The organism is Microlunatus sagamiharensis (assembly GCF_900105785.1).
Taxonomy (GTDB): Bacteria; Actinomycetota; Actinomycetes; order Propionibacteriales; family Propionibacteriaceae; genus Microlunatus; species Microlunatus sagamiharensis.
Genome location: NZ_LT629799.1, coordinates 3,248,108 through 3,275,061 on the forward strand (window position 1 = coordinate 3,248,108; position 26,954 = coordinate 3,275,061).

At 74.2% G+C, this 26,954-nt stretch carries 24 protein-coding genes, 4 tRNA genes and 2 pseudogenes; 14 read left to right on the plus strand and 16 right to left on the minus strand.

Translation table 11 applies throughout. The annotated features are described in order from the left end of the window. Window positions 1-48 precede the first annotated feature (48 nt). From BLU42_RS14990 to BLU42_RS15020, 7 genes are all read right to left on the minus strand, one after another. Window positions 49-657, minus strand: a complete 609-nt coding sequence (locus BLU42_RS14990) for a pyruvoyl-dependent arginine decarboxylase (RefSeq protein WP_197680456.1) — start codon at window positions 655-657, stop codon at window positions 49-51. Then, on the minus strand, window positions 654-4,097 hold the full coding sequence (locus tag BLU42_RS14995) for a hybrid sensor histidine kinase/response regulator (RefSeq protein WP_091075956.1): 3,444 nt from the start codon (window positions 4,095-4,097) through the stop codon (window positions 654-656). Before BLU42_RS14995 ends, BLU42_RS14990 begins: the two co-directional genes overlap by 4 nt. 185 nt (window positions 4,098-4,282) lie before the next feature. Next, window positions 4,283-5,359: a vWA domain-containing protein gene (locus BLU42_RS15000; protein ID WP_091075959.1), complete on the minus strand. Its 1,077-nt coding sequence runs from the start codon at window positions 5,357-5,359 to the stop codon at window positions 4,283-4,285. Next, entirely contained in the window at window positions 5,356-6,357 is a 1,002-nt protein-coding gene (locus BLU42_RS15005; protein WP_091075963.1) for a VWA domain-containing protein, read from the minus strand. The genes BLU42_RS15000 and BLU42_RS15005 overlap by 4 nt, the downstream gene beginning before the upstream one ends. Continuing rightward, window positions 6,354-7,373: a DUF58 domain-containing protein gene (locus BLU42_RS15010; protein ID WP_231918180.1), complete on the minus strand. Its 1,020-nt coding sequence runs from the start codon at window positions 7,371-7,373 to the stop codon at window positions 6,354-6,356. The genes BLU42_RS15005 and BLU42_RS15010 overlap by 4 nt, the downstream gene beginning before the upstream one ends. 3 nt (window positions 7,374-7,376) lie before the next feature. Next, on the minus strand, window positions 7,377-8,417 hold the full coding sequence (locus BLU42_RS15015) for an AAA family ATPase (RefSeq protein WP_091075966.1): 1,041 nt from the start codon (window positions 8,415-8,417) through the stop codon (window positions 7,377-7,379). Further along, complete coding sequence (locus BLU42_RS15020; protein ID WP_197680457.1) at window positions 8,414-9,358, minus strand: S1C family serine protease; 945 nt, start codon at window positions 9,356-9,358, stop codon at window positions 8,414-8,416. Before BLU42_RS15020 ends, BLU42_RS15015 begins: the two co-directional genes overlap by 4 nt. 155 nt (window positions 9,359-9,513) lie before the next feature. Between BLU42_RS15020 and BLU42_RS15025 the strand changes: the two genes are divergently transcribed. Beyond that, on the plus strand, window positions 9,514-10,341 hold the full coding sequence (locus BLU42_RS15025; RefSeq protein ID WP_091075968.1) for an SDR family NAD(P)-dependent oxidoreductase: 828 nt from the start codon (window positions 9,514-9,516) through the stop codon (window positions 10,339-10,341). A gap of 40 nt (window positions 10,342-10,381) precedes the next feature. Then, window positions 10,382-10,855: a DUF3592 domain-containing protein gene (locus tag BLU42_RS15030; protein WP_091075972.1), complete on the plus strand. Its 474-nt coding sequence runs from the start codon at window positions 10,382-10,384 to the stop codon at window positions 10,853-10,855. A 112-nt stretch (window positions 10,856-10,967) separates the two neighbouring features. Here BLU42_RS15030 and BLU42_RS15035 read toward each other — a convergent pair whose 3' ends face one another. Genes BLU42_RS15035 through BLU42_RS15045 form a run of 3 tightly spaced genes read right to left on the minus strand, consistent with a single transcriptional unit; the run spans window position 10,968 to window position 14,112 of the window. Beyond that, on the minus strand, window positions 10,968-11,798 hold the full coding sequence (locus tag BLU42_RS15035) for an oxidoreductase (protein ID WP_091075975.1): 831 nt from the start codon (window positions 11,796-11,798) through the stop codon (window positions 10,968-10,970). 47 nt (window positions 11,799-11,845) lie between these two features. Beyond that, the gene (locus BLU42_RS15040) at window positions 11,846-12,949 is read right to left on the minus strand and encodes an epoxide hydrolase family protein (RefSeq protein ID WP_091080668.1); all 1,104 of its coding nucleotides are present in this window, start codon (window positions 12,947-12,949) and stop codon (window positions 11,846-11,848) included. Then, complete coding sequence (locus BLU42_RS15045; RefSeq protein ID WP_231918181.1) at window positions 12,946-14,112, minus strand: epoxide hydrolase family protein; 1,167 nt, start codon at window positions 14,110-14,112, stop codon at window positions 12,946-12,948. The genes BLU42_RS15040 and BLU42_RS15045 overlap by 4 nt, the downstream gene beginning before the upstream one ends. Before the next feature lie 62 nt (window positions 14,113-14,174). On the opposite strand from BLU42_RS15045, the gene BLU42_RS15050 reads away from it, so the two are divergent. Continuing rightward, window positions 14,175-14,756 carry a CGNR zinc finger domain-containing protein gene (locus BLU42_RS15050; RefSeq protein WP_091075982.1) on the plus strand — a complete coding sequence of 194 codons (582 nt, stop codon included), beginning with the start codon at window positions 14,175-14,177 and terminating at the stop codon, window positions 14,754-14,756. A 312-nt stretch (window positions 14,757-15,068) separates the two neighbouring features. Here the strand turns inward: BLU42_RS15050 and BLU42_RS21720 are convergent. The 3 genes and pseudogenes from BLU42_RS21720 to BLU42_RS21165 all read right to left on the minus strand — a co-directional run. Further along, a pseudogene (locus BLU42_RS21720) lies at window positions 15,069-15,299 on the minus strand (SDR family NAD(P)-dependent oxidoreductase); the annotation flags it as partial. 199 nt (window positions 15,300-15,498) lie between these two features. Beyond that, window positions 15,499-15,571: transfer RNA gene (locus BLU42_RS15060), tRNA-Lys, on the minus strand. 12 nt (window positions 15,572-15,583) lie between these two features. Then, window positions 15,584-16,540: a DnaJ family domain-containing protein gene (locus BLU42_RS21165; protein ID WP_231918182.1), complete on the minus strand. Its 957-nt coding sequence runs from the start codon at window positions 16,538-16,540 to the stop codon at window positions 15,584-15,586. Window positions 16,541-16,576: 36 nt separating this feature from the next. Here BLU42_RS21165 and BLU42_RS15070 point away from each other — a divergent pair, with 36 nt between their 5' ends. From BLU42_RS15070 to BLU42_RS15085, 4 genes are all read left to right on the plus strand, one after another. Further along, complete coding sequence (locus BLU42_RS15070) at window positions 16,577-17,269, plus strand: hypothetical protein (protein ID WP_091075985.1); 693 nt, start codon at window positions 16,577-16,579, stop codon at window positions 17,267-17,269. Beyond that, a complete protein-coding gene (locus BLU42_RS15075; protein ID WP_091075988.1) occupies window positions 17,266-18,174 on the plus strand; it encodes an EamA family transporter in 909 nt (302 codons plus the stop codon). Before BLU42_RS15070 ends, BLU42_RS15075 begins: the two co-directional genes overlap by 4 nt. 68 nt (window positions 18,175-18,242) lie before the next feature. After that, on the plus strand, window positions 18,243-18,623 hold the full coding sequence (locus BLU42_RS15080; protein ID WP_091075991.1) for a YidH family protein: 381 nt from the start codon (window positions 18,243-18,245) through the stop codon (window positions 18,621-18,623). 10 nt (window positions 18,624-18,633) lie between these two features. Next, a complete protein-coding gene (locus BLU42_RS15085; RefSeq protein WP_091075995.1) occupies window positions 18,634-18,966 on the plus strand; it encodes a DUF202 domain-containing protein in 333 nt (110 codons plus the stop codon). Window positions 18,967-18,991: 25 nt separating this feature from the next. Here the strand turns inward: BLU42_RS15085 and BLU42_RS15090 are convergent, their stop codons facing one another. After that, window positions 18,992-19,369 (minus strand): metallopeptidase family protein, encoded by a 378-nt coding sequence (locus BLU42_RS15090; protein ID WP_091075998.1) that lies wholly within the window; start codon window positions 19,367-19,369, stop codon window positions 18,992-18,994. A gap of 310 nt (window positions 19,370-19,679) precedes the next feature. Between BLU42_RS15090 and BLU42_RS15095 the strand changes: the two genes are divergently transcribed. Both BLU42_RS15095 and BLU42_RS15100 read left to right on the plus strand, forming a co-directional pair. Next, window positions 19,680-21,008: an SH3 domain-containing protein gene (locus BLU42_RS15095; protein WP_091076001.1), complete on the plus strand. Its 1,329-nt coding sequence runs from the start codon at window positions 19,680-19,682 to the stop codon at window positions 21,006-21,008. Window positions 21,009-21,155: 147 nt separating this feature from the next. Continuing rightward, window positions 21,156-21,231: transfer RNA gene (locus tag BLU42_RS15100), tRNA-Glu, on the plus strand. Between the two features lie 17 nt (window positions 21,232-21,248). Here BLU42_RS15100 and BLU42_RS15105 read toward each other — a convergent pair. Together BLU42_RS15105 and BLU42_RS21725 are read right to left on the minus strand one after the other, a co-directional pair. Further along, window positions 21,249-23,060, minus strand: a complete 1,812-nt coding sequence (locus tag BLU42_RS15105) for a BCCT family transporter (protein WP_091076005.1) — start codon at window positions 23,058-23,060, stop codon at window positions 21,249-21,251. A gap of 163 nt (window positions 23,061-23,223) precedes the next feature. Then, window positions 23,224-24,377 (minus strand): annotated as a pseudogene (locus BLU42_RS21725) (PQQ-dependent sugar dehydrogenase). A gap of 152 nt (window positions 24,378-24,529) precedes the next feature. On the opposite strand from BLU42_RS21725, the gene BLU42_RS15115 reads away from it, so the two are divergent. From BLU42_RS15115 to BLU42_RS15135, 5 genes are all read left to right on the plus strand, one after another. Then, window positions 24,530-24,603 (plus strand) — tRNA-Asp (locus BLU42_RS15115). 64 nt (window positions 24,604-24,667) lie between these two features. Beyond that, window positions 24,668-24,741 (plus strand) — tRNA-Phe (locus BLU42_RS15120). A 42-nt stretch (window positions 24,742-24,783) separates the two neighbouring features. Then, a complete protein-coding gene (locus BLU42_RS15125; RefSeq protein ID WP_091076008.1) occupies window positions 24,784-25,347 on the plus strand; it encodes an RNA polymerase sigma factor in 564 nt (187 codons plus the stop codon). After that, complete coding sequence (locus BLU42_RS15130) at window positions 25,328-26,155, plus strand: anti-sigma factor domain-containing protein (RefSeq protein WP_091076011.1); 828 nt, start codon at window positions 25,328-25,330, stop codon at window positions 26,153-26,155. Before BLU42_RS15125 ends, BLU42_RS15130 begins: the two co-directional genes overlap by 20 nt. Beyond that, window positions 26,152-26,943 carry a fructosamine kinase family protein gene (locus BLU42_RS15135; protein ID WP_091080676.1) on the plus strand — a complete coding sequence of 264 codons (792 nt, stop codon included), beginning with the start codon at window positions 26,152-26,154 and terminating at the stop codon, window positions 26,941-26,943. Before BLU42_RS15130 ends, BLU42_RS15135 begins: the two co-directional genes overlap by 4 nt. Window positions 26,944-26,954 lie beyond the last annotated feature (11 nt).

Below are 26,954 nucleotides of genomic sequence, written 5' to 3' on the forward strand. Positions count from 1 at the left end.
GCGTCCGTCCCGGGCGTCGGCTCGGTCGGACCAGTCGTACCGGTCGGATCAGGCCGGCCAGCTCGGTCTAGGGCCCCAGCCGACGGCGGCGTACGGCACGACCACGAGCGCGCAGACCGGTCGGTCCTCGCAGGTCACGCCCTCGAGGACCCACTCGGGCGGCCCGAAGGCCACGTCCTCGTCGGCCACCATGTCGGTCAGGCTGGCCCGGATCTCGGCGACGACCACGTCGGGGTCGTCGCCCTCGTGCTCCACGAAGTAGCCGCCCTGGCCGTCGGTGCGCTGCACCCAGCCGACCCCCGCCCAGGCCTGCTCACCGGGCACCTCGGTCGACTGCTCGGCGTAGACGCAGTAGACGCGGTCGCCCCAGCGGCCGTCGGCGAACTCGACCGGGCGCTCGGAGGGCCGCAGCGACCGCAGGCCCGGTGCCCCGTGCGGGCGACCGGCGACGACCTCGGTGTCCGGCGGGATCACGCTCGAGAGCCGGACGAGGTTGTAGTGGGCCAGCCCCATGGTCCGCAGCGCGCGGTGGAAGGCCGCGAGCCGGGTGCCGGCCGCGGCGGACGCGCGGAGCACGGGCAGCCGCTCCGGGACGAGCCCGGCCCCGGGCGCGCTCGCACCCGGCAGGCCGGGGCCGACCACGGCGTCCGCGCTCACGCGGCCCTGGCGGCGGCGATGGCGTCGAGCTCGTCGACCGCCAGCCGCAGCTCGACCTCGAGGTCGTCCAGCACCGTGGGGCGGCGCCCGAGCACCCGCGAGCCCTCGTGCTCGAGCTCGGCGCACAGCGACGCCACCCGCGTGGCGCCGATCGTGGCCGCCGAACCCTTCAGCTCGTGGGCGGCGGCCGCGAGGGCCTCGTCGTCCGCCCGGCCGCAGGACGTGCGGATCGCGTGCAGCCGGTCGTCCGCCCGCCGGGTGAAGGAGGAGATGAAGGTGGTGAGCAGGTCCGCGCCGTCGCGCGAGCGGAGCTCGGCGAGCCCCTCGATCTGCTCGGCGTCGATCCGGCCGCACGCCCGGGACGGCGCCTCGAGGTCCTCGACGAGCGTCGGACCGCCACCCGCGGCGCCCGGGGACCCGTCGTGGCCGTGCGCCACGGGCACCCACCGGTCGAGGGCCACGGCGAGCGCGTCCGGGTCGATGGGCTTGGCGATGTAGTCGTCCATGCCGGCGGCCAGGCAGCGCTCCCGGTCCGACACCATCGCCCCCGCGGTCAGGGCGATGACCGGCGTACGGCTGCGGCCCTGCTCGCGCTCGCGGATCCTCCGGGTGGCGGCGTAGCCGTCCATCAGCGGCATGTGGCAGTCCATGAGCACCGCATCGTAGGTCGCCGCCTCCAGCGCGGCGAGCGCCTCGAGCCCGTTGCCCGCGACCGCCGTGCTGAAGCCGAGCCGCTCGACCAGCCCGCAGGCCACGAGCTGGTTGAGCTCGTTGTCCTCCACCACCAGCACCCGGCCGCGAGTCGCGGTGGCCGCGACCGGCTGGGCGGCCCCGGTCCCGCGCTCCTCGACCGGGGACACCGGGCGCGGGGCGCTGCGTCCGACGAGGCGCACGATGGCGTCGTACAGCGCCGCGGCCCGGACGGGCTTGTTGAGCCAGCGCGCGACGCCGACCTCCTCCAGCATCGGCAGCGGCAGGCGCGGTGCCGAGCTCAGCATGATCATCGGCAGCCCGGTCAGCTCGTCGTCGCGGTCGATGCGGCGGGCGAGCTCCATGCCGTCCACGTCGGGCATCAGCATGTCGAGGATCGCGAGGTCGTGACGGCGGCCCTCCGTCCGCGCCGCCCGCAGCGCCGCCAGCGCCCCGTCCGCGCTGTCCACCGCGTCGACGGCGATCCCCCACGCCCCGAGCTGGGCAGCCAGGATGGTGCGGTTGGTCGCGTTGTCGTCGACGACGAGGGCGCGGAGGTGGGACGGCAGGCTGCCCGGAGCGAGGTGGTCGCCGGTCTGCTGCGGCTGGGCCTCCACGACGGGCAGCCGCAGGTCGAACCAGAAGGTGCTGCCCAGCCCGGGCACGCTGCGCACCCCGATCTCGCCGCCCATGGCCTCGACCAGGCGCCGGCAGATGGCGAGGCCGAGCCCGGTCCCGCCGTAGCGGCGGGTGGTGGAGGCGTCGGCCTGGGAGAAGGACTCGAAGACCCGGGGCTGGTCGGCCTCGGCGATCCCGATGCCGGTGTCGACCACCTCCACGTGCAGGTCCGCCGTGCCGTCGTCGGCCAGGGTCGAGCCGACCTTGATCTGCACCTCGCCCGCCGCGGTGAACTTCACGGCGTTGGACGCGAGGTTGAGCAGGACCTGGCGGACGCGGACGTGGTCGCCCCGCACCGAGCGCACCGCGGTCGGGTCGAAGTCGACGAGCAGCTCCAGGCCCTTCGCGTACGCCGCGGGCGCCAGCAGGTCGCCGACCTCCTCCACGAGCCTGCGCAGGTCGAAGTCGTCGGAGTCGAGGACGAGCTTGCCGGCCTCGAGCTTGGAGAAGTCCAGGATGTCGTTGATCACGTCGAGCAGCGCCTGGCCGGCGTGGTGGACGCCCTCGGCGTAGTCGCGCTGCTGCTGGTCGAGCTCGGTGTCCAGCAGCAGCGACACCAGCCCGATGACGCCGTTCATCGGGGTGCGGATCTCGTGGCTCATCGTCGCGAGGAACTCCGACTTGACCCGCGCCGACTGCAGCGCCTCCTCGCGGGCCTGCTCCAGCACCTCGGCCTCGCGCCGGCGCTCGGTGATGTCCTGCGCCGAGACGGAGATGCCGACCACCTCGTCGCCGTCGAGGACCGGGGAGACCGTGAAGGCGACCGGGATGGTGGAGCCCGACGGCCGCTGCCACTCGGCCTCGTAGCTCTCGAGGGGCTCGCGCCGGACGGCGGCCCCGAGCAGGCGGGTCACCCGCTCGCGCGTCGCCTCGGGCAGGAAGCCGAAGTCGCGCCCCAGCGTCTCGGTGGCCGGGTGACCGAACAGCTCCTCGGCGGCGGGGTTCCAGGCGATGATCGAGCGGTCCAGCCCGAAGCCGACGACCGCGTCGCGCGAGGACGTGACGATCGAGCCCAGCGTGGCGAGCTCGGCGGTGCGCTCCGCGACCTTGCGCTCGAGGTCGCGGGTGAGCGTCAGGTTCTCGTAGACGATCATCACCTGGCGCGCGGCGACGGTGACCAGGAGGACGACCGCGCCGACGAGCAGGAAGGGGTCGTCGCGCACGGGTCGCGTCGCGACGACGACGGCCGCGCCGATCACCGGCGCGTACGGGATCAGCTGCGAGGCAAGGTCGAGGTCCCGGTGCCGCCCGGTGCGGAGGCCGGCCGTCTGCGAGGCCAGGCCGATCAGCAGCGGTGCCGCCACCCAGCCCAGCACCAGCGGCGTGCCCGTGGCACCCATGGTCCCCGCGGCCAGCTCGCGGACGTAGACGCTGTCGGTCACGGCGAGGCTGAGCAGCCCGGCGCCCATGCAGAGCCAGACCAGCCGGTCGGCCGGGGCCTGCCGCATGCCGAGGGTGAGCACGACGGCGCAGATGGCGACGTCGGCCACCGGGTACGCCAGCGTGGCCAGGCCGGTGGGTGAGGAGAGGTCCATCGCCTGGCGCAGCACGCCGAGGACGGTGCCCTCGCTGACCAGCAGCACGCCGGTCGTGATGACCACGGCGTCGACGACCCCCCGGAAGCGGGAGATCAGGCGCTCCGGCGGCCGCGGGAAGAGGAAGAGGGCCACCAGCAGGGGCAGCGAGTAGCCGAGGTAGGCGAGCGTGTCGGTGAGGGGCGACGGCTTCGGCGCCGCACCCTGCAGCACGGCCGAGGTGAACAGCGCCTGCCCGGCGGCACCGAGGCAGAGCGCGAGCGAGATGAGCACCCAGGCCGCACGTCCCGGCGCCCGGCGCCGCGCCGCGACGACGCAGCAGCCGACGCCGAAGACCATGGCCACCAGCAGCGCGAGGTTGCCCACGAGCAGCCTGCTCCCGCTCGTGGGGGGACCGCCGTGCAGGTACGCCGCCACCGCCACCATGGCGACGACCAGCACGACCAGCTGGACGAGGACCGCGGTCCGCCGGTCCCGGAGCGGGCTCGGGACGGCCAGGGGGTCGCCCAGCGCGAGGACCGTACGGTCGGCGGTCATGCCCGCCGTCCGCAGCCGGTCCCGCGCGTCACGCGAGACATCATGTGGGGTTCTTCCGTCGTCCCCCGAGGACGATGCTGGGAGGGTTGTGCTGGCCGCCAACCTATCCCACCGCGGCGACACCTGCCGAGGCTCGCGGTGGTGCCCCGGGGCGCCGCGCCGACGCCGCGTGCCCGCACACCGGCTCAGGGCCCGGGGAATCTCCGGACGCGCCCCCACCACAGCGAGAGGCCGAGCGCCGTGGCCACCAGCAGGCCGCCCGCGCCGGCGAACCACGAGGCGACGTCGACGTCCTCGCGGGCGACCGTGACGTGGGTCGGGAGGTCGCCGAGCGCCTCGGCGAGCTGGTCGGCGTTCTCCGCGCGGTAGTACTGCCCGCCGGTCGTCTCGGCCACGCCCTGCAGCGCGGGCTCGTCGATCACGAGCGGGCTCCGCCCGCCGAACCGTCCGCCGCCGCCCCCGCCGAAGCCGCCCCCGCCGTACCCGCCGCCGCCGTACCCGAGACCGCCGGCCTGCTGCCCGGTGCAGGCCATCCGCGTGGGCGAGGTCGTGCCGAAGCCGATCGTGAAGACCCGCAGGCCGCGCACCGCCGCCGCCTCGGCCGCCGTCGCCGGGGCGGGTCCCTGGGTGTTCGCGCCGTCGGTCAGCACCACGACCACGTCGGGCGCGACGCCGTCGCGCTGCGCGGTCTCGGCGTCCACGCCGCTGGGGGCGACGGTCGGGTCGACCAGGGCGATCGCGTCGACCGAGGTGAGGATCGCCGAGCCGATGGCCGTGCCGCGCGCCGTGGACAGCGCGCCGATCGCCTCGACCAGGGCATCGGTGTCGGTGGTCGGCGCCACCCGCACGCCGGCCACGCCGGCGAAGGCCACGAGCCCGATCTTGACGTCGCCGCCCTCGGACTCGATGAACCTGGTCGCCGCCTGCTGGGCCACCGTGAGCCGGTTGGGCTCGACGTCGGTGGCGCACATCGAGCCCGACACGTCCATCGCCAGCATGATCGTGGTCGAGTCCGAGGCGACCGGCACGCGGGCCTGCGGCCGGGCGGCGGCCACCGCGACGAGGACGAGGCCGAGCAGGAGCAGCGCGGGCGGCAGCAGCCGGACGCGGCGGGAGCGCGGCGGCAGCGCCTCGCGCACCAGCGCGATCGAGGTGACCCGTACGGCGGCCGCCCGGCGGCGGCGCCGCCCGAGCCAGGCCACCGCGAGCAGCAGCGGGACGACGAGCAGCGACAGCAGGGCCCAGGGCCAGGCGAGGGTCACACCAGCCTCCCGGTGCGCAGCACGGTCAGGGCCGCCCCGGCCACGAGGAGGGCGAGCGCGACCGCGGCGACGCCCCCGGCGAGGGGCACGTCCTGGCGCGCGACGGTGAGCCGCAGGTCGATGCCCGAGGCCACGTCGTCGAGCTCGGCCGCGTCGGAGGCCGGGTGGTACGCCCCACCGGTCGTCTCCGCGAGCGCGGTGAGCCGGTCGGCGTCCAGCGCGGTGCGGATCGAGTAGCCGTCGACCTGCACGTCCGCGCCGGCGGCCGTGCCCACCCCGACGGTCTCGAGGTGGACGCCGGCGTTCTGGGCCAGCGTCGCCGCCTGCTCCGCTGCGGCGTCGGCCGTGCCGCCGGCGCCACCGGCCGCCCCGCCGTCGGAGAGCAGCACGATCGTCGCCGAGCCCCACTGCCCGATGTCGGGCAGCGACCCGTCCTCGCCGACCGTCACCGCCCTGCCGGTGATCGCGCTGAGCGAGCCGAGGATCGCCGCGGCGAGCGAGGTGCCGCCCGAGAGGCGGAGGTTCTGCACGGCGGCCTTCGTGACCGCGCGGTCGGCGGTCGGCGGCGAGGTCGTCAGCGCGCCCTGGTCGAAGCCGACGACGCCGATGTCGACGGTGCCCGGCTGGGCGTCGACGAACGCGTCCGCCACCTGCTGCGCCGCGGCCAGGCGGTTCGGGGCCACGTCGGTCGCCCCCATGCTGTTCGACACGTCCATGGCCAGGACCACTGTGCCCGCGCTGCGACCCACCGGCAGGGCGGCGGCCGGCCCGGCCCACGCGAGCGCGAGCAGCAGCACCCCGCCGAGGCTCAGCCAGCGGCCGAGCGGCAGCACGGCCCGTGTGCGCCGCCCGGGCACCGAGACCCCGGCCGCGGCCAGGGCGGCGCCCCGGCTCCGGGTCAGGCGTACGGCGAGCGCGACCAGGGCGGCCGCGACCAGCAGGCCGACGACGAGCAGCACCGGGTGCGCGACGCTGAGCGCCCCGCCGTCGTCGTTCACCGCGCCTGCCCCGGGACGCCTCGGCGGGTGCGCGCGAGGACGTCGACGAGCGTGGTCACCAGGTCGGCGTCGGTCCCGACGCGGTGCAGCGCGACGCCGGCCCGGCGCGTCCCGGTCCGCAGCTCGTCCTCGCGCCGGTCCACGCCCTCGCCGAACCGCGACCGGAACCACGGGTCGCCCGAGTCGACGAGCAGCTGCTCCCCCGTCTCGGCGTCCTCGACGACGACGAGCCCGACGTCGGGCAGCGCGTCGTCGGCGGCGTCGACCACGCGCAGCGCGACCACCTCGTTGCGGTGGGCCAGGCGGACCAGGGGCCGCTGCCAGTCGCCGGTGCCGATCAGGTCCGACACCACGACGACGAGGCTGCGGCGGGCCAGGCCGGCGACGGTGGTGAGCATCTCGGCGAGGTCGGTGGTCCCTGTGGCCTCGATGGGTCCGGGGGCACGACGCCACCAGCCGCGCGCCCGCCGGCGGACCGGCTCGACGCCCGAGCCCGGATCGGGGAGGGGGTCGGGCCGGTCCAGCTCGCGCGCGATGCGCAGCGCCTGGTTGCGCCCGGTGCCCGGCGGCACGATCCGCGGCGACCCGGCCCCGTAGAGCACGGCGCCGACCCGGTTGCCCCCGCGCCCGAGCAGCCGCGCGAGCACCAGGGCCAGCTCGGTGAGCACCTCGGCCTTGCCGCGCCCGGTCCCACCGCCGTCCCGGCCGCCGCCGACCCGCATCGACGCGGACCGGTCGAGGACCAGCCACGAGGTCAGCTCGCGGTCCTCGGTGTGCTCGCGGACCTGCGGCTCGTCGAGGCGGGCGGTGACGTTCCAGTCGATGTGGCGCGCGTCGTCGCCGTCGGTGTACGCGCGGAGCCCGGCGAGGTCGAGCCCGCTGCCGCGCCGGCTCGTGCGGTAGCCGCCCTGGACCCGCCCGTCGAGCTGCCGCAGCACCCGCCACTCGAGGCGGTGCAGCAGCGCGTCCGGGGTCGGGCCGGCGCTCACCGGCGTCGACGGGAGGTCGAGAGGCACGGCCTAGTCCTGCAGGACCACGTCGGGCGCGGGGACCGCGCGCAGGACCCGTACGAGGATCGTGTCCGCGTCGAGCCCGTCGGCCAGCGCCTCGTACGACAGCACGACCCGGTGGCGGAGCACGTCGAGACCGATCTCGTCGACGTCGTGCGGCAGCACGTAGTCGCGGCCCCGCAGGAAGGCCAGCGCCCGGGCGCCCAGCACGAGCGCGATGCTCGCCCGCGGGCTCGCGCCGTAGGTCACGTAGCGCTCCAGGTCGCCCTGCCCGACCGACGCCGGGGCGCGGGTCGCGGCCACGAGGCGTACGGCGTAGTCCACGACCGCCGGGTCGACGTAGACGCGCTCGACCTCGCCCCGCATGGCCACGAGGTCCTCGGGCGTCAGCATCGCCTGCGGCGCCGGACCCGGCTCCAGCGCGCGGCCCACGATGGCGTTCTCCTCCGCCGCGGTCGGGTAGCCGACCAGGACCTTCATCATGAAGCGGTCGACCTGCGCCTCGGGCAGCGGGTAGGTGCCGTCGGACTCGACCGGGTTCTGCGTGGCCATGACGAGGAAGGGCTCGGGGACGCGGTGCGTCTCGCGCCCGATCGTGACCTGGCGCTCCTGCATCACCTCGAGCAGCGCGCTCTGCACCTTGGCCGGCGCCCGGTTGATCTCGTCGGCCAGCAGCAGGTTGGCGAAGACCGGTCCGAGGACCGTCTGGAACTCCCCCGTCCGCTGGAGGTAGACCCGGGTGCCGACCAGGTCGGCGGGGACCAGGTCCGGGGTGAACTGGATCCGCTGGAAGGCGCCGCCGACCGCGCTCGCGAGGGACTTCACGGCCAGCGTCTTGGCCAGCCCGGGGACGCCCTCGACGAGCAGGTGACCGCCGGCGAGCATCGCCACGGCCATGCGCTCCAGCAGCAGGTCCTGGCCGACGATCGTGCGCTTGACCTCGAAGAGGACCCGCTCCAAGGGGTTGGCCGTGGGGCCGGGCCGCGGCGCGACCGGCTCGGGCTCGCGTTCGACGCTCTCGCGCGACCACGCGTCGGGTGCCTGGGTCATATCTGGGGTCCTCCTCCTGGTCCGGTCCCGTCCCCGCCACCGGCCAGCGCGGTGGCGATGGGCACCGCGAAGCCGATGCCGGCCCACGCCTCGTCCTTGCCGGGGTCGGCGATCGACACGACCACCCCGACCAGCAGCCCCTGGCGGTCGAGCAGGGGCCCGCCCGAGCTGCCCGGGTTGACCGCGGCGTCGAACTGGACCAGCCCCTTGACCGTGCCGCTGCGGGTCCGGCTCGTGCGGTCGAGGCCGGAGACGATGCCCGAGGTCGTCGTCTGCCGCAGGCCCAGCGGGTTGCCGATGGCCACCACGTCGGCGCCGACCGCCGGCGGTCCGCCGATCGCCGCCGGGACGACGACCTCCGGCAGCTTCTGCGGCTCGAGGACCGCGGTGTCGTTGCGCGGGTCGGCCGACGCGACCTCCGCGCGGCTCCGGGTGCCGTCGGCGAAGACCACCGTCAGGTCGCCCCCGCCGGCGATGACGTGGTTGGCCGTGAGGACGAGCCCCTTGTCGGTCACCACCGTCCCCGACCCCAACGAGCCCCGCGAGGTCGTCACGAGGACGACCGACGGCACGAGGCGGGTGTAGAGGTCGGTCGTCGCCAGCGGCGTCGCGCTCGCCCGCGGGGTCGGGCTCGGCGACGGGCTGCTGCGCTGGTCGAGGGCCGCCGAGGTCGACCCGAGCCGGAAGGCGAGGGTCCCGATCACCGCCATCGCGACCACGAGCACCGCCCCGGCCGCGACGAGCCAGCGCCACGACGACGTGCGCCCGCCCCCGTTCCCGGAGCCGGACGCGACGACGTCCTCGACCGCGTCCCCTGAGCCGGACCCGACCACGATCCCTGAGCCTGTCGAAGGGCCGCTCCCGGCACCCTCCGCACCCGCCCGCTCGCCGGCCCCTGGCGCACGGAACCCGCGCAGCCGACCAGCCCCGCGGGGGTCCATGCCGCCCAGCCTAAGGACGCTGCCTAGCCCCGGTCTGGGCGTCGACGGGTCTGCGGCCGTGGGGCTCGCACTGATCCGGGTGGGCGGGGTCCCGAGAGTTGGTGGCCTCCGGCACGCTGTGCGGGACCGTCGACCGACCCCGGAGGCCCGCCCGCATGGACCGCAAGACCATCGTCATCACCGGCGCCAGCGACGGCATCGGCGCCGCCGCGGCCCGCGAGCTCAAGCGCGAGGGCCACGAGGTCGTGCTCGTGGGGCGCTCGCCGGCCAAGACCGGGGCGCTGGCCGCCGAGCTGGGCGCGCCGTCGTACACGAGCGACTTCGCCGACCTCGACGACGTGCGCCGCCTCGCCGGCGAGCTCGGCACGAACCACCCGCGCATCGACGTCCTCGCCAACAACGCGGGCGGGATCATGGGCCACCGGTCGCTGACCACGGACGGCTTCGAGTCGACCTTCCAGGTCAACCACCTGGCCCCGTTCCTGCTCACGAACCTGCTCCTGCCGACCCTGACCAGCAGCCGCGCGACGGTGGTGCAGACGGCCAGCATCGCGGCCCGGCTCTTCGGCCACGTCGACCTCGACGACCTCCAGCTCGAGCGCGGCTACAGCCCCGACCGGGCGTACGGCAACGGCAAGCTGGAGAACATCCTCTTCACCCGCGAGCTCGACCGCCGTCACTCGGCGGACGGGATCGCGGCGGCGGCCTTCCACCCCGGCGTCGTCGGCACGAGCTTCGCGCGGGACACGACGCACCCGATGCGCTTCCTCTACCACACCCCGGTGATCAAGAACCTGTTCACGATCAGCCCGGAGCGCGGCGCGAAGGGCCTCGTCTGGCTGGCCACCCAGGAGCCCGGGCGCGACTGGCCGACGGGTGAGTACTTCGAGCGCAACAAGGTCGCGAAGTCCAACCCGCAGGCTCGCGACGCCGACCTCGCCCGCGGCCTGTGGGACCGCAGCGCGGAGCTCGTCGGGCTCTGACCCGGGTCAAGGCCGCCCGTCGCTGCTAGCGTCCGGCGGCATGTCCTTCGGCCGAGGGTTCCGGCTCGTCGCCGTCGCGCTCGGCGGGCTGGCCGTCGTGCTGACGATCGTCTGCGTGGTGGACGTGGTGCGTACGCGCGCCTTCCTCGCCGAGAGCGCCGTCGCCACCGGGCAGGTCGTCGAGCTGGTCGAGCGTCAGAGCTGCCGCGACGACGACCAGGACGAGGACCGCGACCGAGAGGTCTGCAGCACCATCTGGGCCCCGCGGATCGTCTTCACCGCCGAGGACGGCCGTGACGTCGACTTCGTCTCGGCGGTCGCCGAGGCCCCGCCCGCGTACGCGGAGGGCGACCTCGTGGACGTCCGCTACGACCCGCGCCGCCCGGCGCAGGCGCGGGTCGACTCGGTGATGGGGCTCTGGCTCGCCGCGATCGTCACCGGCGCCCTCGCGGCGGTGTTCGCGGGGATGTGCGCGATCTGGATGGTGCTCGCGGTCAGGTTCCGGCGGGAGTGATCTGCTGACTTCGGCTCACTCGATGTCGGGCGGCCGTCGCGCTGAGCGTGGCCCGACGCGTCGCCGCCCGTCGAGTGAGGCGAAGTCAGCAGACGACCCGGTCAAGGGCCGGTCATTCGTCGAAGTCGGTGCTCCGGCTGAGCGTCTCCCACTGGTCGACCTCGTCGAGCAGGGCGTGCAGCGCCGTCCGGAAGTTGTCCGAGGCGTCGTTGCCGAGCAGCAGCATGTACGGCGGCTGGTCCGACTCGACGGCCTCGATGAGCGCGGCGGCGGCCTTGGCCGGGTCGCCCGGCTGGGTGCCGTGGACCGTGTCGTTCTCCTTGCGGCGCTTGCCCGCGGTGTCGGCGTAGTCGGCGATCGGCTCGGTCGACTGCGTCAGCGAACGTCCGGCGAAGTCGGTGCGGAACCCGCCCGGCTCGACGACCATCGCGCGGATCCCGAGCGGGGCGACCTCCTTGCGCAGCGAGAGGGTCAGCGCCTCGACCGCGGCCTTGACCGCGGCGTAGTAGCCCGAGCCCTCCGGCGCGACGCGCGCGCCGATCGAGGAGAGGTTCACGATCGTGCCGGAGCGGCGCTCGCGCATCGCCGGCAGCACGGCCTTCGTCAGCCGGACGGTGCCGAAGACGTGGGTCTCGAAGAGCTGGCGCACGTCGGCGTCCACGCCCTCCTCGAGGGCGCTGCGGTAGCCGTAGCCGGCGTTGTTCACCAGCACGTCCACGCCGCCGAACCGCTCCTCCGCGGCCCGCACCGCCGCGCCCACCTGCGCGTCGTCGGTGACGTCGAGCGCCACAGCCAGCGCCGTCTCGGGATGCGCGTCGGCCAGGTCCTGCACCGACGCGACGTCGCGCGCGGTGACGACGACGTCGTGCCCGCGGTCGAGGACGGCCTCGGCGAACGCGCGCCCGAGGCCGGTGGAGCAGCCGGTGATCAGCCAGGTGGTCATGCGTCCACCCTGCCTCACCGACGAGCGTCGCTCGGGGCGCGGGTCCCTCAGGCCAGGGCAAGCGCCGCGCGCACCCCCGCCACGTAGTCGTCCGGGCGCTCCCACGCGGCGAAGTGCCCGCCCGCGTCGTGCTCGCGCCACGACCGGACGTCGTAGAAGCGTTCGGCCCACGACCGCGGGGCACCGACGAGGTCGTGCGGGAAGAGCGTGAACGCCGTGGGCACGGCGGTCCGGCCCGAGCGCCCCGAGGTGGACCGCTCGACGTACGGGGTGAACGACGTCTCGATCGCGCCGGTCGTCCAGTAGGCCATGACCCAGGTGAGCAGCTCGTCGGGGCTGAACACCGATCCGACGTCGCCGCCGCAGTCGGTCCAGGACCGCAGCTTCTCGACGACCCACGCCGCCAGCCCGGCCGGGGAGTCGCCCAGCCCGACGGCGAGCGTGTGCGGCTTGGTCGACTGCTCGTGCCCGTACGCCCCCTCGGCCGCCTGCCACGCGTGTCCTCGGGCGACGTACGCCTCCTCCTCGGGCGTCAGGTCGGTCGGCGGTTCGACCAGGTAGTGCTGCTGGGGCGCGTCGGTCAGGTGCAGCGCGGCGACCCGGTCCGGGTGCTGCTGCGCGAGCGCCCTGGCCACGTTGGCCCCCACGTCGCCGGCGGAGAGGACGAAGCGCTCGACCCCGAGCTCCGGCAGCGCAGCGGCGAGGGCCGACGCGATGGCCACGGAGGACAGGCCGCCCCGGGCGACCGGCGCCGCGAAGGGGTAGCCGGGCAGCGCCGGGACGACCACGTCGACGTCCCCGAGCAGCGGGAGCACCCGCTCGAAGCGCAGCACCGAGTCGGGCCAGCCGTGCAGCAGCACCACGGTCGGCGCGTCCGGGCGCCCGCTGCGGACGTGGACCGCCCGGACGGGCACCTCGGCGTCCTCGGTCAGGACCCACGGCAGGTCGCGCGGCCGCGCCTCGTGCGGGCGCCAGTCGTAGCGCTCGCGCCAGTGGTCGACCAGGTCGGCCAGGAAGTCGGCGTCGGTCCCGCGGTCCCAGCCGTGCCCGGACGGCAGGGTCACCCGCCGGTACGCGGCGAGGCGCCTCCGCAGGTCGTCGAGCTCGTCGTCGGGGACGCGCGGCGGCGCGGCGGCCGTTCCGGTGGTCACCACGGCAGCGCCCCCAGCCCGGCGCGGAGCTCGGCGACGTAGGTCTCCGGCACCTCGAGCATCGGGAAGTGCCCGCCGCGCTCGACGACGCGGAACGAGCGCAGATCGGTGTAGCGGCGCTCGACCCAGGGCCGCGGGAGCTTCTCGATGTCGGCCGGGAAGACCGTCACCGCGCTCGGGACCGTGATCTCGCCGGACTCGTCGGGCGGGCTGTTCTCCCAGTAGAAGCGGGCCGACGACGCGGCCGTCGCCGACAGCCAGTACAAGGTGACCAGGTCGAGGACCTGGTCGCGGCTGACCGCCGTCTCCAGGTCGCCGTCGTGGTCGGTCCAGGCCCAGAGCTTGTCGAGCACCCAGGTCAGCTGCCCGACCGGGGAGTCGGTGAGCGCGTAGCCGATCGTCTGCGGGCGGGTCGACTGCTCCATCGAGTAGCCGCGCCCGTGGTCCATGAAGTCCTGCCGGTCGCGCAGCCAGCCGCGCTCCTGCTCGCTCAGGGGCCCGTACGCCTCGGGGTCGCCGGGCGCCTCCACGTACGGGGTGAAGCTGTGCACGCCGGCGACCCGCTCGGCGTGCCGGACGGCCAGGCCCGCGGTGACCCGCGCGCCCCAGTCGCCGCCCGCGGCGTAGAAGCGGTCGTAGCCCAGCCGCGTCATGAGCTCGGCCCACGCGTCGGCGGTGCGTTCGGCGCTCCAGCCGGGGCTGCTCGGACGGGTCCCGAAGCCGTAGCCGGGGAGCGACGGTGCGACGACGTGGAAGGCCGGTTGGTCGGGGTCGTCGGGGTTCGCGAGCGCGTCGGCGACGGCCAGCGGTTCGAGGACCGCGCTCGGCCAGCCGTGCGTGATCACCAGCGGCTTCGCGTCCGGCCGGGGCGAGCGGACGTGCAGCAGGTGGACCTCCTGCCCGTCGACCTCGGTCAGCGCCTGCCCGTGCGCGTTCAGCGCCGACTCGACCGGGCGCCAGTCGTACGCCAGCCAGGCCTCGACGAGCTCCCGCACGTACGCCAGCGGCGGTCCCTGCTGCCAGCTCGCGCTCGTGCCGTCCGAGACGGTCTCGCGCTCGGGCCACCGGGTGCGGCGCAGGCGCTCGCGGAGGTCGTCGAGCGCCTCCTCGGGGACGTGCAGCGCGAAGGGACGGACCAGGTCGTTCTCGGCGTGGCTCGACACCAGCACAACGTAAAGCCGGTGTCGCGAGTTCGTCAACACCGGCATCGCGCTACGCTGGTGTCGTGGACGAGGTAGGGCTGGTGGCGGTGGTGGACCTGCTGAACACGCTCGACCAGCGCACGTTCCTCCGCCTCGGCACCGTGCACCAGGCCGAGGACCGGCTGACGACGGTCGAGGCCCTGGAGGGATGGTTCGGCGAGCACGGCCTGCCGACCACCGCCTCACCCGCCGACCTCGGCGCCGCCCGGACGCTCCGCGACGGGCTCCGCGCAGCCCTGCTCGAGACGCTCCCTGAGCCTGCCGATGCCGGCACGCCCCCTGAGCCTGTCGAAGGGCCTCGAAGAGGTCGGCGTTCCGACCCGGCCACCGACGTCCTCCGCGCCTTCCCCCTCCGCCTCCGCGCGGACGACGGCCGGCTCCGCCTTGCCGCCGACACCGGTTCGGCCGGCCTCGACGCGGTCGTCGAGACGGTCGCGACGGCCGTCGCCGACGGGCGCTGGAAGCGGCTCAAGCTCTGCGCGTCCGAGGACTGCCACTGGGCCTACCTCGACACCTCGCGCAGCGGCGGCGGCCGCTGGTGCTCGATGGACACCTGCGGCAACCGCCACAAGACGCGGGCCTACCGGCAGCGGAAGGCCGGCTGAGCCCTGCCGGCCCGGGAGGGCGGGAGGACCCGCCCGGCCCGAGCCGCAGGTAGCCCTAGAGGGTCGGGACCGTTCCGCCGACGATCCTGCACTCCGCTCCGACGATCGCGGACGCCCGGTCCGAGACGAGGAAGCCCACCAGGTCGGCCACCTCCTCGGTGCTGGCGAACCGACCGAGCGGGATCCCGCCGAGGGCGTCGAGGACGCTCTGCCGCGCCTCCTCGCGCGACCGGCCGCTGCCGTGAGCGATGGTGTCGACGTCGCGAACGCCTCCGTCTGGATCCCGCCCGGGCTGATGGTGTTGACCCGCACGCCCTTCGGGGCCAGCTCGTTCGCGAGGCCCTTGCTGTCCGTGCGCAGCGCGGCCTTCGCCGCCGTGTACGGCAGCGTGGCGTCGTGCAGGGGCATCTCGCGCTGGATGGACCCGAAGTGCAGCACGACGCCCGAGCCCTGCGCGATCAACGTCGGGAGGAGCGCCCGGTCGAGCCGCACGGCCCCGAGGAGGTTGAGGTTCAGCTCGAGGAGCCACTGGTCCTCGGTGATGACCGCGAACCCGCCGGGCGGCGTCGACGACCCGCCGACGACGTGGACCGTGCTCGCGCTCGCGGTGGGCGCGACGCCTCGGGGGGTCGTGCGAGCAAGTTACGACCGGATCCATAGGAAAGGGAAGGAGTTCGTCCACGCCAGCGACGGCCTCGGCCGCCCTGCGGTGCGACCCTCGGCGGGCGGCGTCGGAGCCGGGTGGGCCCCGTGGGGATCGAACCCACAACCCGCGGATTAAAAGTCCGCTGCTCTGCCAGTTGAGCTAGAGGCCCGGCCCGCTCAGCCTAGGTGAGGGCGGAGCCGGCGTGCCGTCCCCGCTCGCTCCCGGTCGAGCGCCGGACGGCCGCGCCGCTGACGGCGCCGAGCGCGGCCGGAACGCCGACCAGGACGAGGAAGAAGAGGAGCGACGACGGGAGGTCGGCGGCGTCCACCCGGAACGACTCCCGCAGCGCCCTCCGGCCGTCCCCGTCGACCAGGCCGTCGATCGTCGGCTGGAAGCTCACGAGCAGGCTCACGAGCACCGTCACGACGGACCAGACGAGCACCAGCGGCCGAGCCTTGAGCACGAGGCCGTCGAGGAGCGCGAGCACGAAGGCGAGCGCCGCGATCACGGCGAAGGCGAGGAGGCCGGCACCGAGTGCGTCGTCCTGGGTCCGGGCGGTCAACGAGGCCGCCACCTCGATCACCAGGGGCCACAGGAGCAGCCGGAGCCCCACGGCCCAGGGACGGCGGAGCAGCGAACGCATCGGCGAGGGGTCCATGACCTCAGCGTCGCCAGCCGGCTCGGCCGGCGCGTCCACCCCAGGGGGGACCTCGCCCGCCTGAGGGTGGGTCCTCCGGAGGCCCCGCCGCTCGCGCCAGCGCTCGACGACGGCGTCCAGGTCGACCTTCGCCGTGATCACGGGCGGGCCGTCGACCCGGCGCCGGTGGGAGTCGAGGATCCGCTCGTTGAGCTCGTCGACAACGTCGCGGACGCCGGCCTCGTCGCGGCAGCCGGCGACGGTCTCGTCGATCTCCCTCGCCTCGCGCCGCAGCTGGAGCGACGTCGGCAGGGGCATCCGGATCTGCTCGCGCTCGAGCAGCCCCTTGACCCACCAGTTGGGGTCGCGGTCGTCGAGGTTCAGCGGCTTGCCCTGGCCGGGCAGGTCGTCGAACTCGCCCCGCTCCATCGCCTCGCGCACCTTGCGCTCGGCGACCGTCTCGGGGCGCCGAGCGGGGTCCGGTGCCCACCATCTCGCCACCCAGCCAGGCTATGAGGTCTGTGGCACGCTGAGCCGGTGCAGGCGTGGGTCGTGGTGATGGTCGTGGTCCTCGTGGTCGCGCTCGCGCTCACCGTCTACGGGGCGCTGCACGACCGCGCCCTGAACCGCCGCCGCGCTGCCGAGATGCTCGGCCCGCCCGCGCGCGACATCCCGAACCTGCCGTCCGACGCGCCCTCCCCCGCGTACGTGACCGAGGCCCAGGCCCGGAGGCGTCCGGAGACAGCGCGCGACACGCTCGGCGAGCGTGACCGCGACGCCGAAGGCACGGTCGAGGTCGCCGCCGGCCACGCCTCGGCCGACTTCGCCACCGACACCCGGACGGGGACCGCCGTCCTCGACGCACCGCTCGTCCTGGTCTGCGAGGGCGGCGTGGGGACGATCCGTGAGCTGCTGCCCGCGCTGGAGCACGCGATCAGGGCGTCGCGGCCGCTGGTCGTCGTCGCCCCGTCGATCGCGCCCGACGTGCTCGGCACGCTCGAGGTCAACGCGATCCAGGGGCTCGTCCCTGGGGTCGCGGTCCTCGCCGACGACGCCGTCCGCGCCGAGATCGCCTCGCTCAGCAGAGCCGTGCCGGTCGACGCCACCGACCGCCGCTCCGGCTGGACCGACCCGGCCGCGTTCGGCCGCCTGGCCCGCTGGACCAGCACCCGTACGTCGAGCCGGCTGACCCCGGCCGCCTCCCTGTCGAGCGCCGAGGTCGCCGAGTGAGCGAGCAGGAGGGCGGCAGCCGCTTCGCCTACGTCAGCGCGCTCACGCCGCTGATCTTCGGCACGACCTACCTGCTCACCACGAACTTCCTGCCGCCCGACCGGCCGCTGCTCGCCGCGCTGATGCGTTCGCTGCCGACCGGGCTGGTGCTGGTGATCGGCAGCAGGCTGCCGAACCGGCTCTGGCTGGGCCGCTTCCTGCTGATGTCGGTGCTGTGGGCCTCGGCGGTCTTCCCGCTCCTCTTCTTCGCCGCCTACCACCTGCCCGGCGGCGTCGCGGCGGTGATCAACTCGCTCGGCCCGATCTGCGTCGTGGTCCTGGCCGTGCCGATCCTGGGCAACCGGATCAGGCCGTTGCAGGTCGTCGCCGGGATCATCGGGGTGGTCGGCGTCGCGCTGCTGGTGCTGCGGGCCAACGCCAAGCTCGACCTGCTCGGCATCCTGGCCATGGTCGCCGTGGTGGTCATGATGGCGTTCGGCACCGTGCTGATGAAGCGTTGGGGCAGCCCGCCCGGCATGGGCCCGATCCGGGTGACCGGCTGGACCTTCCTCTTCGCCGGGCTGACGCTGCTGCCCTTCACCCTCGTCTTCGAGGGCCTGCCCCGCTCGGTCACCCCGACGCAGGTCGGCGGCCTGGTCTACCTCGTGGTGATCAGCGGGATCTTCGCGTACGCGCTGTGGTTCTGGGCGATCGGGCAGCTGAGCGCGGCGTCGGTGACCTTCCTCGGCCTGCTCAACCCGGTCATGGCCACGTTCCTCGGCTGGTGGGTGCTCGACCAGCGGCTCAACCTGCTGCAGGTGCTGGGCGCGGCCCTCGTGCTGGTCTCGGTCGTGCTGGGCCAGCAACGGCGCGTACGCCCGCCGGTGACGGTCGAGCAGCCGGTCGAGGCCGCGGCCCGCTCCTAGTACCCCACCGCACCACCCGGCTGGCTCGGGACCCCACGCCGCCGCGGCGGCTCCGTACGCTGCCGTGCGTGAGCGACGAGCAGGCCGACCGGCGCTGGCCGCGCAGCGTCTACGGCGTCGGGAGCGAGCCGGACCCGCGCTTCACCTTCGCCAACGAGCGCACCTTCCTGGCCTGGATCCGGACGGGGCTCGGCTTCCTGGCCGCCGGCGTGGCCGTCGCGGCGGTCGCCCGGATCGACCAGCGGCTGAGCCTGGAGGTGCGCCTCGCCTCCCTGCTGCTGGTGGCCTGCGGCCTGGGCTGCGCAGTCGGGGCCTGGCTGCGCTGGGTGGGGAGCGAGCGCGCGATGCGCGAGGGGCGGGCGCTGCCGTCGTCCCCGCTGCTGCTCGTGCTGGTGGGGGTCCTGGTCGTGGTCGCGCTCATCGCCGCCGTCGTGCTCTTCGTCGGGTGAGGCGTCCGCGGTGACGCACGAGGCCCCGCCGCCCTGGGACTCGGGGCTGCAGAACGAGCGCACCGGGCTGGCCTGGCAGCGCACGATGCTCTCCGGCCTGGCCTGCGGGCTGCTCGTCGCCCGGCTCCTCGTCGACGTGTCGCTGGCCCTGGCCGTCCTCACCGGCGCGCTCTCCCTCGGCGCGACCGCGGCGTTCGGCCTGGCCGCGCTGCGACGGTTCCGGCTCAACGCCGAGGCGCTCGTCGGGGGCGGCACGCTCGGCGACGGCCGTCCCGTCGCGCTCGCGGTCCTGCTGCTCGGGCTGACCGCCCTCGGCGGGCTGGGGTTCGTGCTGCTCGCCTGAGCGCTCTCGCCACGAGGGAGAATGCTCAGGCGTACCCGAGCTCGTGCAGCCGGTCGTCGTCGATGCCGAAGTGGTGGGCGATCTCGTGGACGACGGTGATGTGGACCTCCTCGACGACGTCGTCGAAGGTCTCGCAGATCGCCAGGATCGGCTCGCGGAAGACGTAGATCCGGTCGGGCAGCACCGCGGAGTAGAACTCACCGCGCTCGGTCAGCGGGATGCCCTCGTAGAGCCCGAGGAGGTCGTCGGGTGCGTCCTCCGGCGGCCGGTCCTCGACGAGCACCACGCAGTTGTCCATCAGGTCCGCAAGCTCGGACGGCACGCGGTCGAGCGCCGCGGCGACCAGGTCGTCGAACTGGGCGGCGCTGAGGGGGCCGAGCGGTTCGGGCGGGGTCTCGACCATCACTCGAGCCTACGGGCGGCGGCCCGGTCGGTGGCCGAGCCGGCGCGACGGGCAGTCGTGGGGCCCGTTCCACGCGGGGAACAGCTCTGGAGGCAAGGAATGACACTTGTGGAATTATCACCATGTCATCCGCGTGTCGCCTTGCTTCCTGACTGCGAAATCTACTCAACCCTTGCTGTGGTGACTGAGACGTGATTAAAGTCCTGCGCAGTTTGAGGTTGATGTGACGAATGTGACCTAACGGTGACCCTCCGGCGCATCACCCGGGCGACGCCCCCACGCACTCGGGATCGACGGAGGAAACCACCGCATGCGCTCGACCCTGATCCGCGCCGTCCTGGTCGCGGTCCTGACCATCGCCACGACGATCGGCCTGCTCGGATCGGGCGCGGCCACGGCCAGCACCCCGGTCACGGCCACCACCGAGCTCAACGTACGGGCCAAGCCCAGCACCAGCGCCAAGATCCTCGGCAGCCTGCACCGCGGCCAGACCGTGAAGGCCAGCGCCGAGAGCGGCGGCTGGACCACGATCACGTTCAAGGGCGCGAAGGCCTACGTCTCGAGCCGCTACCTGACCGGCGGCGACGACCTGCCCGACAGCGACGACGTCGACAAGGGCGCGGCCAAGGTCACCACGACCCAGGTCAACCTCCGCGAGGGCCCCAGCCTGACCGACGACGTCATCGTCGTGCTCGACCAGGGCACCCGCGTGACCACGACGGGCAAGACGGCGAAGGGCTGGACCGAGGTCACGGCCGGCTCGCGCAAGGGCTGGGTGAGCAGCCAGTACCTGACGGCGGCCACCAGCAACGGCGGGCTGCCCAAGCCGATCGGCACCCGCAAGACCACCGCCGACCTGAACGTCCGCGCCACCAGCGCCGAGGACGGCAAGCTCCTCGGGCTGGCCCGCAAGGGCACGACGGTCTCGATCACCGGGGCCACCGACAACGCCCGGGCGCAGATCATCTTCGAGGACACGGTCGGCTGGGTGCTCGCCAAGTACCTCACCAACGGCGACACCGACCAGCCGAGCGCCCCGCCGCTCCCGGCCGTGACGGGCACCCGCTACGCGACGGCCGACCTCACCATCCGCACCACGAGCGGGGCGGACTTCGAGGACCTCGGGGACATCCCCAAGGGCACCAAGATCTCGATCACGGGGAAGACCGAGAACGCCCGGGCGCAGATCATCTGGGACGGCGCCGTCCGCTGGGTGACGGCGCAGTACCTGTCGAAGACCAAGCCGACGAGCGGCTCGACGGCCGGCAGCACCAAGGGCCTCAAGCCCAACGGGGTCAAGGTGCTGGAGGCGGTGCGCAAGAACTGGCCGCAGATCAAGACCATCGGCACCGTGCGTCCCGACGCGCTGCCCGACCACCCGTCGGGCCGGGCGCTGGACCTGATGATCCCCGACTACAAGTCGAAGGCGGGCAAGCAGCTCGGCTACGACCTGTCGCGCTGGCTCCGGGCGCACCACTCCGAGCTCGGCATCAACTACATCATCTGGGACCAGCACATCTGGAACGTGCAGCGCGACAGCCAGGGCTGGCGCTCCATGGCCGGCCGCGGCAGCGACAGCGCCAACCACAAGAACCACGTGCACGTCACCGTGCTGGCGAAGGGCTACGCGCCCATCTGATCCCGCCCGTACGCCGCTCGCCGCCACCCGGTCGCCCCTCGGAAGAGGCCGGGTCGGTGACGGGCGGCGTACGGTCGCGCGACGCTACAGTGGGGGCCGCTGCGCCGCGAGCGTCGTGGCTCTGAGCACGACAGAGAAGCACCACAGGTCCCCATCGTCTAGCGGCCTAGGACTCCGCCCTTTCAAGGCGGCAACGCGGGTTCGAATCCCGTTGGGGGTACCAGCGGCGCTCGGCGCCGGTCACGGGGTCTCCTGCGCCGACGGCCCGACCCGACCGTCCTCCTGCGGCTCCGGTGCGACCGCTGCCGCCCGCCCGGTCCCCTGCCCCGCCGAGGTGTCCGGCGCCGCCGGGGCCGCGCGGTCGTCACCGCGCCGCCCCCTCCTGCGCTCCTCCCACTGCTGCGTGATCGGACCGCGCGCCCTCGCCCGGGTCGGCGCGTCGACCTCGAGCCCGTAGTAGTCGCCGACGTGCTCGAGGAGCACCTCGCGCTCGGCCCGGTCGTAGGCCCGCCGCTCACGGGTGAAGGCGAGCGCGGTCGACCAGCAGGTGAGCAGCAGGACGACGCTGAAGGGCAGCGCGGTCGTGATCGCCGCCGTCTTGAGCGCGTTCAGGCCGCCGGTGAGCAGCAGCGCCACCGCGAGCAGCGAGGCCGCCGTCGCGAAGAAGACCCGGAGCCAGTTCCGGGGCTCGAGGTCGCCGCCCGAGGCGATCATCGCCATGACGAGGGAGCCCGAGTCCGACGAGGTCACGAAGAAGACCCCGATCAGAAGGATCGCGCCGAAGGTCAAGACCGTCCCGGCCGGGAGCCCGCCCAGCAGGGCGAACAGCGAGCCCTCGACGTCGACCGACCCGTCCGCACCCACGAGGCCGCCGGCCCCGTCGGTCTGCTGGTGGATCGCCGCGCCGCCCAGCACCGCGAACCAGAGGAAGGTGAGGGACGTGGGGACCAGGAGGACACCCGCGACGAACTGGCGGACCGTCCTCCCCTTGGAGATGCGGGCGATGAAGATCCCGACGAACGGGGCCCACGACATCCACCAGCCCCAGTAGAAGGTCGTCCAGGCGCCCTGCCACTCCTCACCCGCGGCCCCCTGCTGGGCGGTGATGTTGAACGACAGACCCACGACGTTCTGCAGGTAGGCACCGATCGACTGGACGAAGTCGCGCAGGAGGAACTGCGTCGGCCCGACGACGAGGACGAACACCAGCACGGCCGCGGCCAGGACCAGGTTGAAGTTCGACAGGATCTTCATGCCCCTCGTGACCCCGGTGACCAGGGAGACGATGGTGACGGCGGTGATCACGGCGATGATCGCCAGCTGCTCGACGACGCTGCTCTCGACGAGACCGGCGCTCTCGAGCCCTGCCCCGATCTGGATGACCCCGAGCCCGAGCGACGTGGCGACGCCGAAGACGGTCCCCACCAGGGCGACGACGTCGATGACGTTGCCCCAGCCGCCCCGCACGCGGTCCCCCAGGAGGGGTTCGAGGGCCCAGCGGATGGAGACGGGGCGACCACGCCGGTGGATCGCGTAGGCGAGGGCCAGGCCGAGGACGACGTAGATCGCCCAGGCGTGCAGCCCCCAGTGCAGGAAGGTCTGGGTCAGGGCCTGCTGCGCCAGCTGGTCCTCCGAGCCGGTGACCCCGGGGCGGGGCGAGACGAAGTGGCTCAGCGGCTCGGAGACGCCGTAGAAGACGAGCCCGATCCCCATGCCGGCCGCGAACAGCAGCGAGAACCAGGACGCCGTCGAGAACTCGGGCTCGTCCGCGTCCTTGCCGAGCTTGATGCCCCCGAACGGGCCGAACCCGAGGAAGAGCGAGAAGCCCACGAAGAAGGCCACCACCAGCACGTAGTACCAGCTGAAGTTGGAGACGATCCCTTCCTGCAGGCTCAGGAACAGCGCCTCGGCGCTGCCGGGCGCCACGAGCGTGAAGGCGACGAAGCCGAGCACGATCACGGCGGCCGGCCAGAACACCCACCGCTTCAGCTGGCGGGGCGCTTCGTGCGGGCCAGTGGCGGTGTCCGGACGTGGGGTGACGTGCGTAGACATCCGTTCATCGTGCCCGGCGAGCGCCCGTCCGCCGAATGGGAGGCGTACCGGTCGGGCCGGTCGGACCGGTTGATCGGCCCGAGCTGGCCGTCCCGGCCGAAGGCCCGCCTGGGCCGGTGCGCGAGCGAGCGCCCGTACGGCACGGTCAAGCCGGGTCGGTGGATCAGCGAGCGACGAGCCGGAGCACCTGGCCCTCGTCGGTGAGCAGCCAGATCGTGCCGTCCGGGGCCTGCTCCACCTCCCGGACCCGCTGGCCCAGGTCCCACTGCTCGGCCTTGGCGGCCTCGGTGCCGTCGAGGTCGACGCGGACCAGCGCCTCGCCGGACAGGGCGCCGAGGAACGCGTCGCCCTGCCACGCGGGGAACTCGGAACCGCTGTAGATCATCAGGCTGCCCGGCGAGATCGACGGGTTCCAGGACGCCTTCGGGGCTTCGAAGCCGTCGCCCTCGGCGTGGTCGGGGATCTCCCCACCGCCGTACTGCGACCCGTTCGACGCCTCGGGCCAGCCGTAGTTCGCCCCTTCGCGGACCACGTTCAGCTCGTCGCCGCCCTGCGGCCCCATCTCGGAGCTCCAGAGGTTGCCGTCGGCGTCGAAGGCGAGCCCGAGCGGGTTGCGGTGCCCGTAGCTCCACACCTCGGAGGCGACCTCGCCGCGATCGGCGAACGGGTTGCCCTCGGCGGCCGTGCCGTCGGGGCGGAGCCGCACGATCTTGCCCAGGCTGGAGCCCAGGTCCTGCGCGGGCGCCATCTTCTGGCGCTCCCCGAGGAGACGAAGAGGTGCTGGCCGTCCGGGGAGAACGCCAGGCGGTGCCCGTAGTGGCCGTTGCCGCTCACCTTCGGGCGCTGCCGCCAGACGACGGAGAGGCCCTCCAGCCGGGCCGACCCGCCGTCGTCGACCAGCGTCGCCCGCCCCACGGCCGCGCCGGAGCCCCCGTCGCCGGCCTCGGCCCAGCTGAGGTACACGGTGCCCGTCGACGCGAAGTCAGGCGCCGCGACGACGTCACCCAGCCCGCCCTGGCCGGAGTCCTCCACCTCGGGCACCCCCGCGACGTCGGTGAGGCCGCCGCCGGTGGCGCGAAGGGTGAGCTCGCCGCCCTTGCCGGTCACGAGCGCCCGGCCGTCGGGCAGGAAGGTCATCGCCCAGGGCTCGTCCAGCTCCGCGACCTCCTCGACCACGAACGGTCGGTCTGCGGCGCCGGCCTGCGTCGGCCGGCTGGCCGGGGCGGGCGCGTCACGCGACGACGGCGACGTGCACCCGGCGAGCAGAGCCCCCACGGTCATGGTGGCGGCGGCGGTCAGTCCCCACGTGGCTCTCATCGACCGAAACTACCCGGGGGCCGAGCGGCACCTCGTTGGTCGGCCGGGGACCCGTACGCCCGCCGGTTCTCACCCCGATCTTCTCGGTTCGGCGGCAGGGCGCTGCTGCGCTATAGTTCTGCGGGCGCCCGGAAGGGCGTTCTGGGCCATGAGGCCCCGTAGCGCAGTTGGTTAGCGCGCCGCCCTGTCACGGCGGAGGTCGCGGGTTCGAGTCCCGTCGGGGTCGCGGAAGCGGCAGCAGACGCCTAGCGCGTCTGGTGCCGTGGGCGGGCAGGTCCTGCCTGACCCACGGCCAGGTAGCTCAGCTGGTAGCAGCGTTCGCCTGAAAAGTGAAAGGTCGCCGGTTCGAACCCGGCCCTGGCCACGTAGAGTCGCGGTGCCCACCGCACCGGGAGGAACACGACGCGTGACTGCCGCGCCTGACGACGAGGAGCGCGACGCCCTCGTGGCGGCGTTCCTCGACGGGGACGAACGAGCTCTCGAGCAGATCTACCGCCGCTACTCCTCGCTCGTGTACAGCGTCTGCCTGCGCTCGCTCGGCGAGGTCACCGAGGCCGAGGACGTCACCCAGAAGGTCTTCGTCGCCGCCTGGGACAAGCGGCACAACTACAAGCCCGAGCGCGCCAGCATCTCCGCCTGGCTGATGGGCATCACCCGCAACAAGATCGTCGACGCGCACCAGGGCCGGGCCCGGCAGCGAAGAATCGCCGACCAGGTGGCGTCCAACACCGAGCCTGCGCGCGAACCCCTGGACGTGGCCGAGCGCCTCATCGTGGCCGACGAGATCGCGCGGCTCGACGAGATGCCGCAGAAGGTGCTCCGCCTCGCGTTCTACGAGGACCTCACGCACATGCAGATCGCCGAGCGGCTGCAGCTGCCCCCGGGGACGGTCAAGAGCCACATCAGGCGCAGCCTGATCAAGATCAGACGGAGACTGGAGGAGTCAGGCGATGGCCCATCCGGCTCCTGACCTCCTGGCGCTCCTCGCCCTGGGCGAGGACGCCGACCAGAGCCTGCTGGACCACGTCTCCTCCTGCCGCCCCTGCACCGACGAGGTGCACGCCCTCCAGCAGGTCGTCGCCGTCGGGCAGTCGCTCGGCCCCCAGGACCGGATCTCCGCGCCGCACCCGCGCGTCTGGCAGCGCATCGCCAGCGACGTCAACGACGGGCGCGTCATCCCGCTCCCCGGCGCCGTCGTCCTGCGCGAGCGACCCGTCGTGCCGCCCGCCGCGCCCGCGCCCGTCCCGCTCGGCGGGGTGGGCGAGGAGACCCGCCGGTCCGGCGAGGCGTCCGAGGACCGGGGGCACGAGGACCGGGCGCGTGGGGCCGGTCGTCCCCGGCGCCGCTGGTTCGTCCCGGCGCTGGCCGCCGCCGTGGCGCTCGTCGCCGGCCTGGCCGGCTTCGGTCTGCGCGGCGTTCTCGACCCCGCGCCTGACGTCGTCGGCGTCACCCAGCTGAACGCGCTGCCCCGCTTCCCCGGCGCCAACGGCACGGCGACCGTCGAGGAGGACCCGGACGGCCAGCGGACGCTCGTCGTCTCGATGGAGATGCCCGCGACGGCCGTCGCCGACGGCCGGCTCGAGGTGTGGATGACCGACAGCCGCGCGACCGACATGGTCCCGATGGGGATGATGACCGGCCTGTCCGGCCGCTTCCCCGTCCCGGCCGGCATGAGCCTCGAGGGCCACCCGATCGTGGACGTGTCCCTCGAGCCGACGGACGACGCCGACCCGGCCCACTCCTCGGTGTCGGTCCTCCGCGGGCGGCTGAAGCTCTGAGCGGCTCCGGGCCGTCCCCGACAGGGGCCGGCGAGCCGTACGTCAAGCACGGCGGCCCGAGCACGCCGCCGGAGTACTTCGCGGTCGAGGCGGCGGGTCTGCGCTGGCTCGCGGCGGCGCCGGACGGTGCGGCCGTCGTCGGCGTGCGGGAGGTCGGTCGCCACCGGATCGTGCTCGACCGCCTCGAGACGGCCCGGCCGACCGCCGACGCGGCCGAGTCCTTCGGGCGGGCCCTCGCCCGGACCCACGCCGCCGGCGCCCCGGCCTTCGGCTCCCCGCCCGCAGGGTGGGAGGGCGACGGGTTCATCGGGCGGCAGCGGATGAGCATGCGGCCCACCGCGACCTGGGGCACCTTCTACGCCGAGCAGCGCGTGCTGCCGTACGCCCGCGAGGCCCACGACGTCGGGCACCTCTCGGCGGCCGCGCTCGCCGCCGTCGAGCGGGTGGCGGAGCGGCTGCGCGGCGGCGACCTCGACGACGACCGCCCGCCGGCCCGCGTCCACGGCGACCTGTGGTCGGGCAACGTCGTCTTCACCCCGGGCGGCGTCGTCGTCATCGACCCGGCCGCGCACGGCGGCCACGGCCTGACCGACCTGGCCATGCTCCACCTCTTCGGCGTCCCCGGGCTCGAGCGGATCAGCGCCGCGTACGCCGACGAGGCCGGGCTCGACGCCGGCTGGGAGGACCTGATCGGTCTCCACCAGCTGCACCCGCTGCTCGTGCACGCGGTCAGCCACGGGCCCGCGTACGGCCAGGAGGCCGGAACGGTGGCCCGCCGCTACCGGTGAGGTGGGAGCTC

Coding starts and splice junctions, on each gene's coding strand:
- BLU42_RS14995 (WP_091075956.1), bottom strand. CDS start 4,097: ATGACCGCCGACCGTACGGTCCTCGCGCTGGGCGACCCCCTGGCCGTC.
- BLU42_RS15015 (WP_091075966.1), bottom strand. CDS start 8,417: ATGACCCAGGCACCCGACGCGTGGTCGCGCGAGAGCGTCGAACGCGAG.
- BLU42_RS15020 (WP_197680457.1), bottom strand. CDS start 9,358: ATGGACCCCCGCGGGGCTGGTCGGCTGCGCGGGTTCCGTGCGCCAGGG.
- BLU42_RS15025 (WP_091075968.1), top strand. CDS start 9,514: ATGGACCGCAAGACCATCGTCATCACCGGCGCCAGCGACGGCATCGGC.
- BLU42_RS15030 (WP_091075972.1), top strand. CDS start 10,382: ATGTCCTTCGGCCGAGGGTTCCGGCTCGTCGCCGTCGCGCTCGGCGGG.
- BLU42_RS15035 (WP_091075975.1), bottom strand. CDS start 11,798: ATGACCACCTGGCTGATCACCGGCTGCTCCACCGGCCTCGGGCGCGCG.
- BLU42_RS15090 (WP_091075998.1), bottom strand. CDS start 19,369: ATGGTCGAGACCCCGCCCGAACCGCTCGGCCCCCTCAGCGCCGCCCAG.
- BLU42_RS15095 (WP_091076001.1), top strand. CDS start 19,680: ATGCGCTCGACCCTGATCCGCGCCGTCCTGGTCGCGGTCCTGACCATC.
- BLU42_RS15105 (WP_091076005.1), bottom strand. CDS start 23,060: ATGTCTACGCACGTCACCCCACGTCCGGACACCGCCACTGGCCCGCAC.
- BLU42_RS15130 (WP_091076011.1), top strand. CDS start 25,328: ATGGCCCATCCGGCTCCTGACCTCCTGGCGCTCCTCGCCCTGGGCGAG.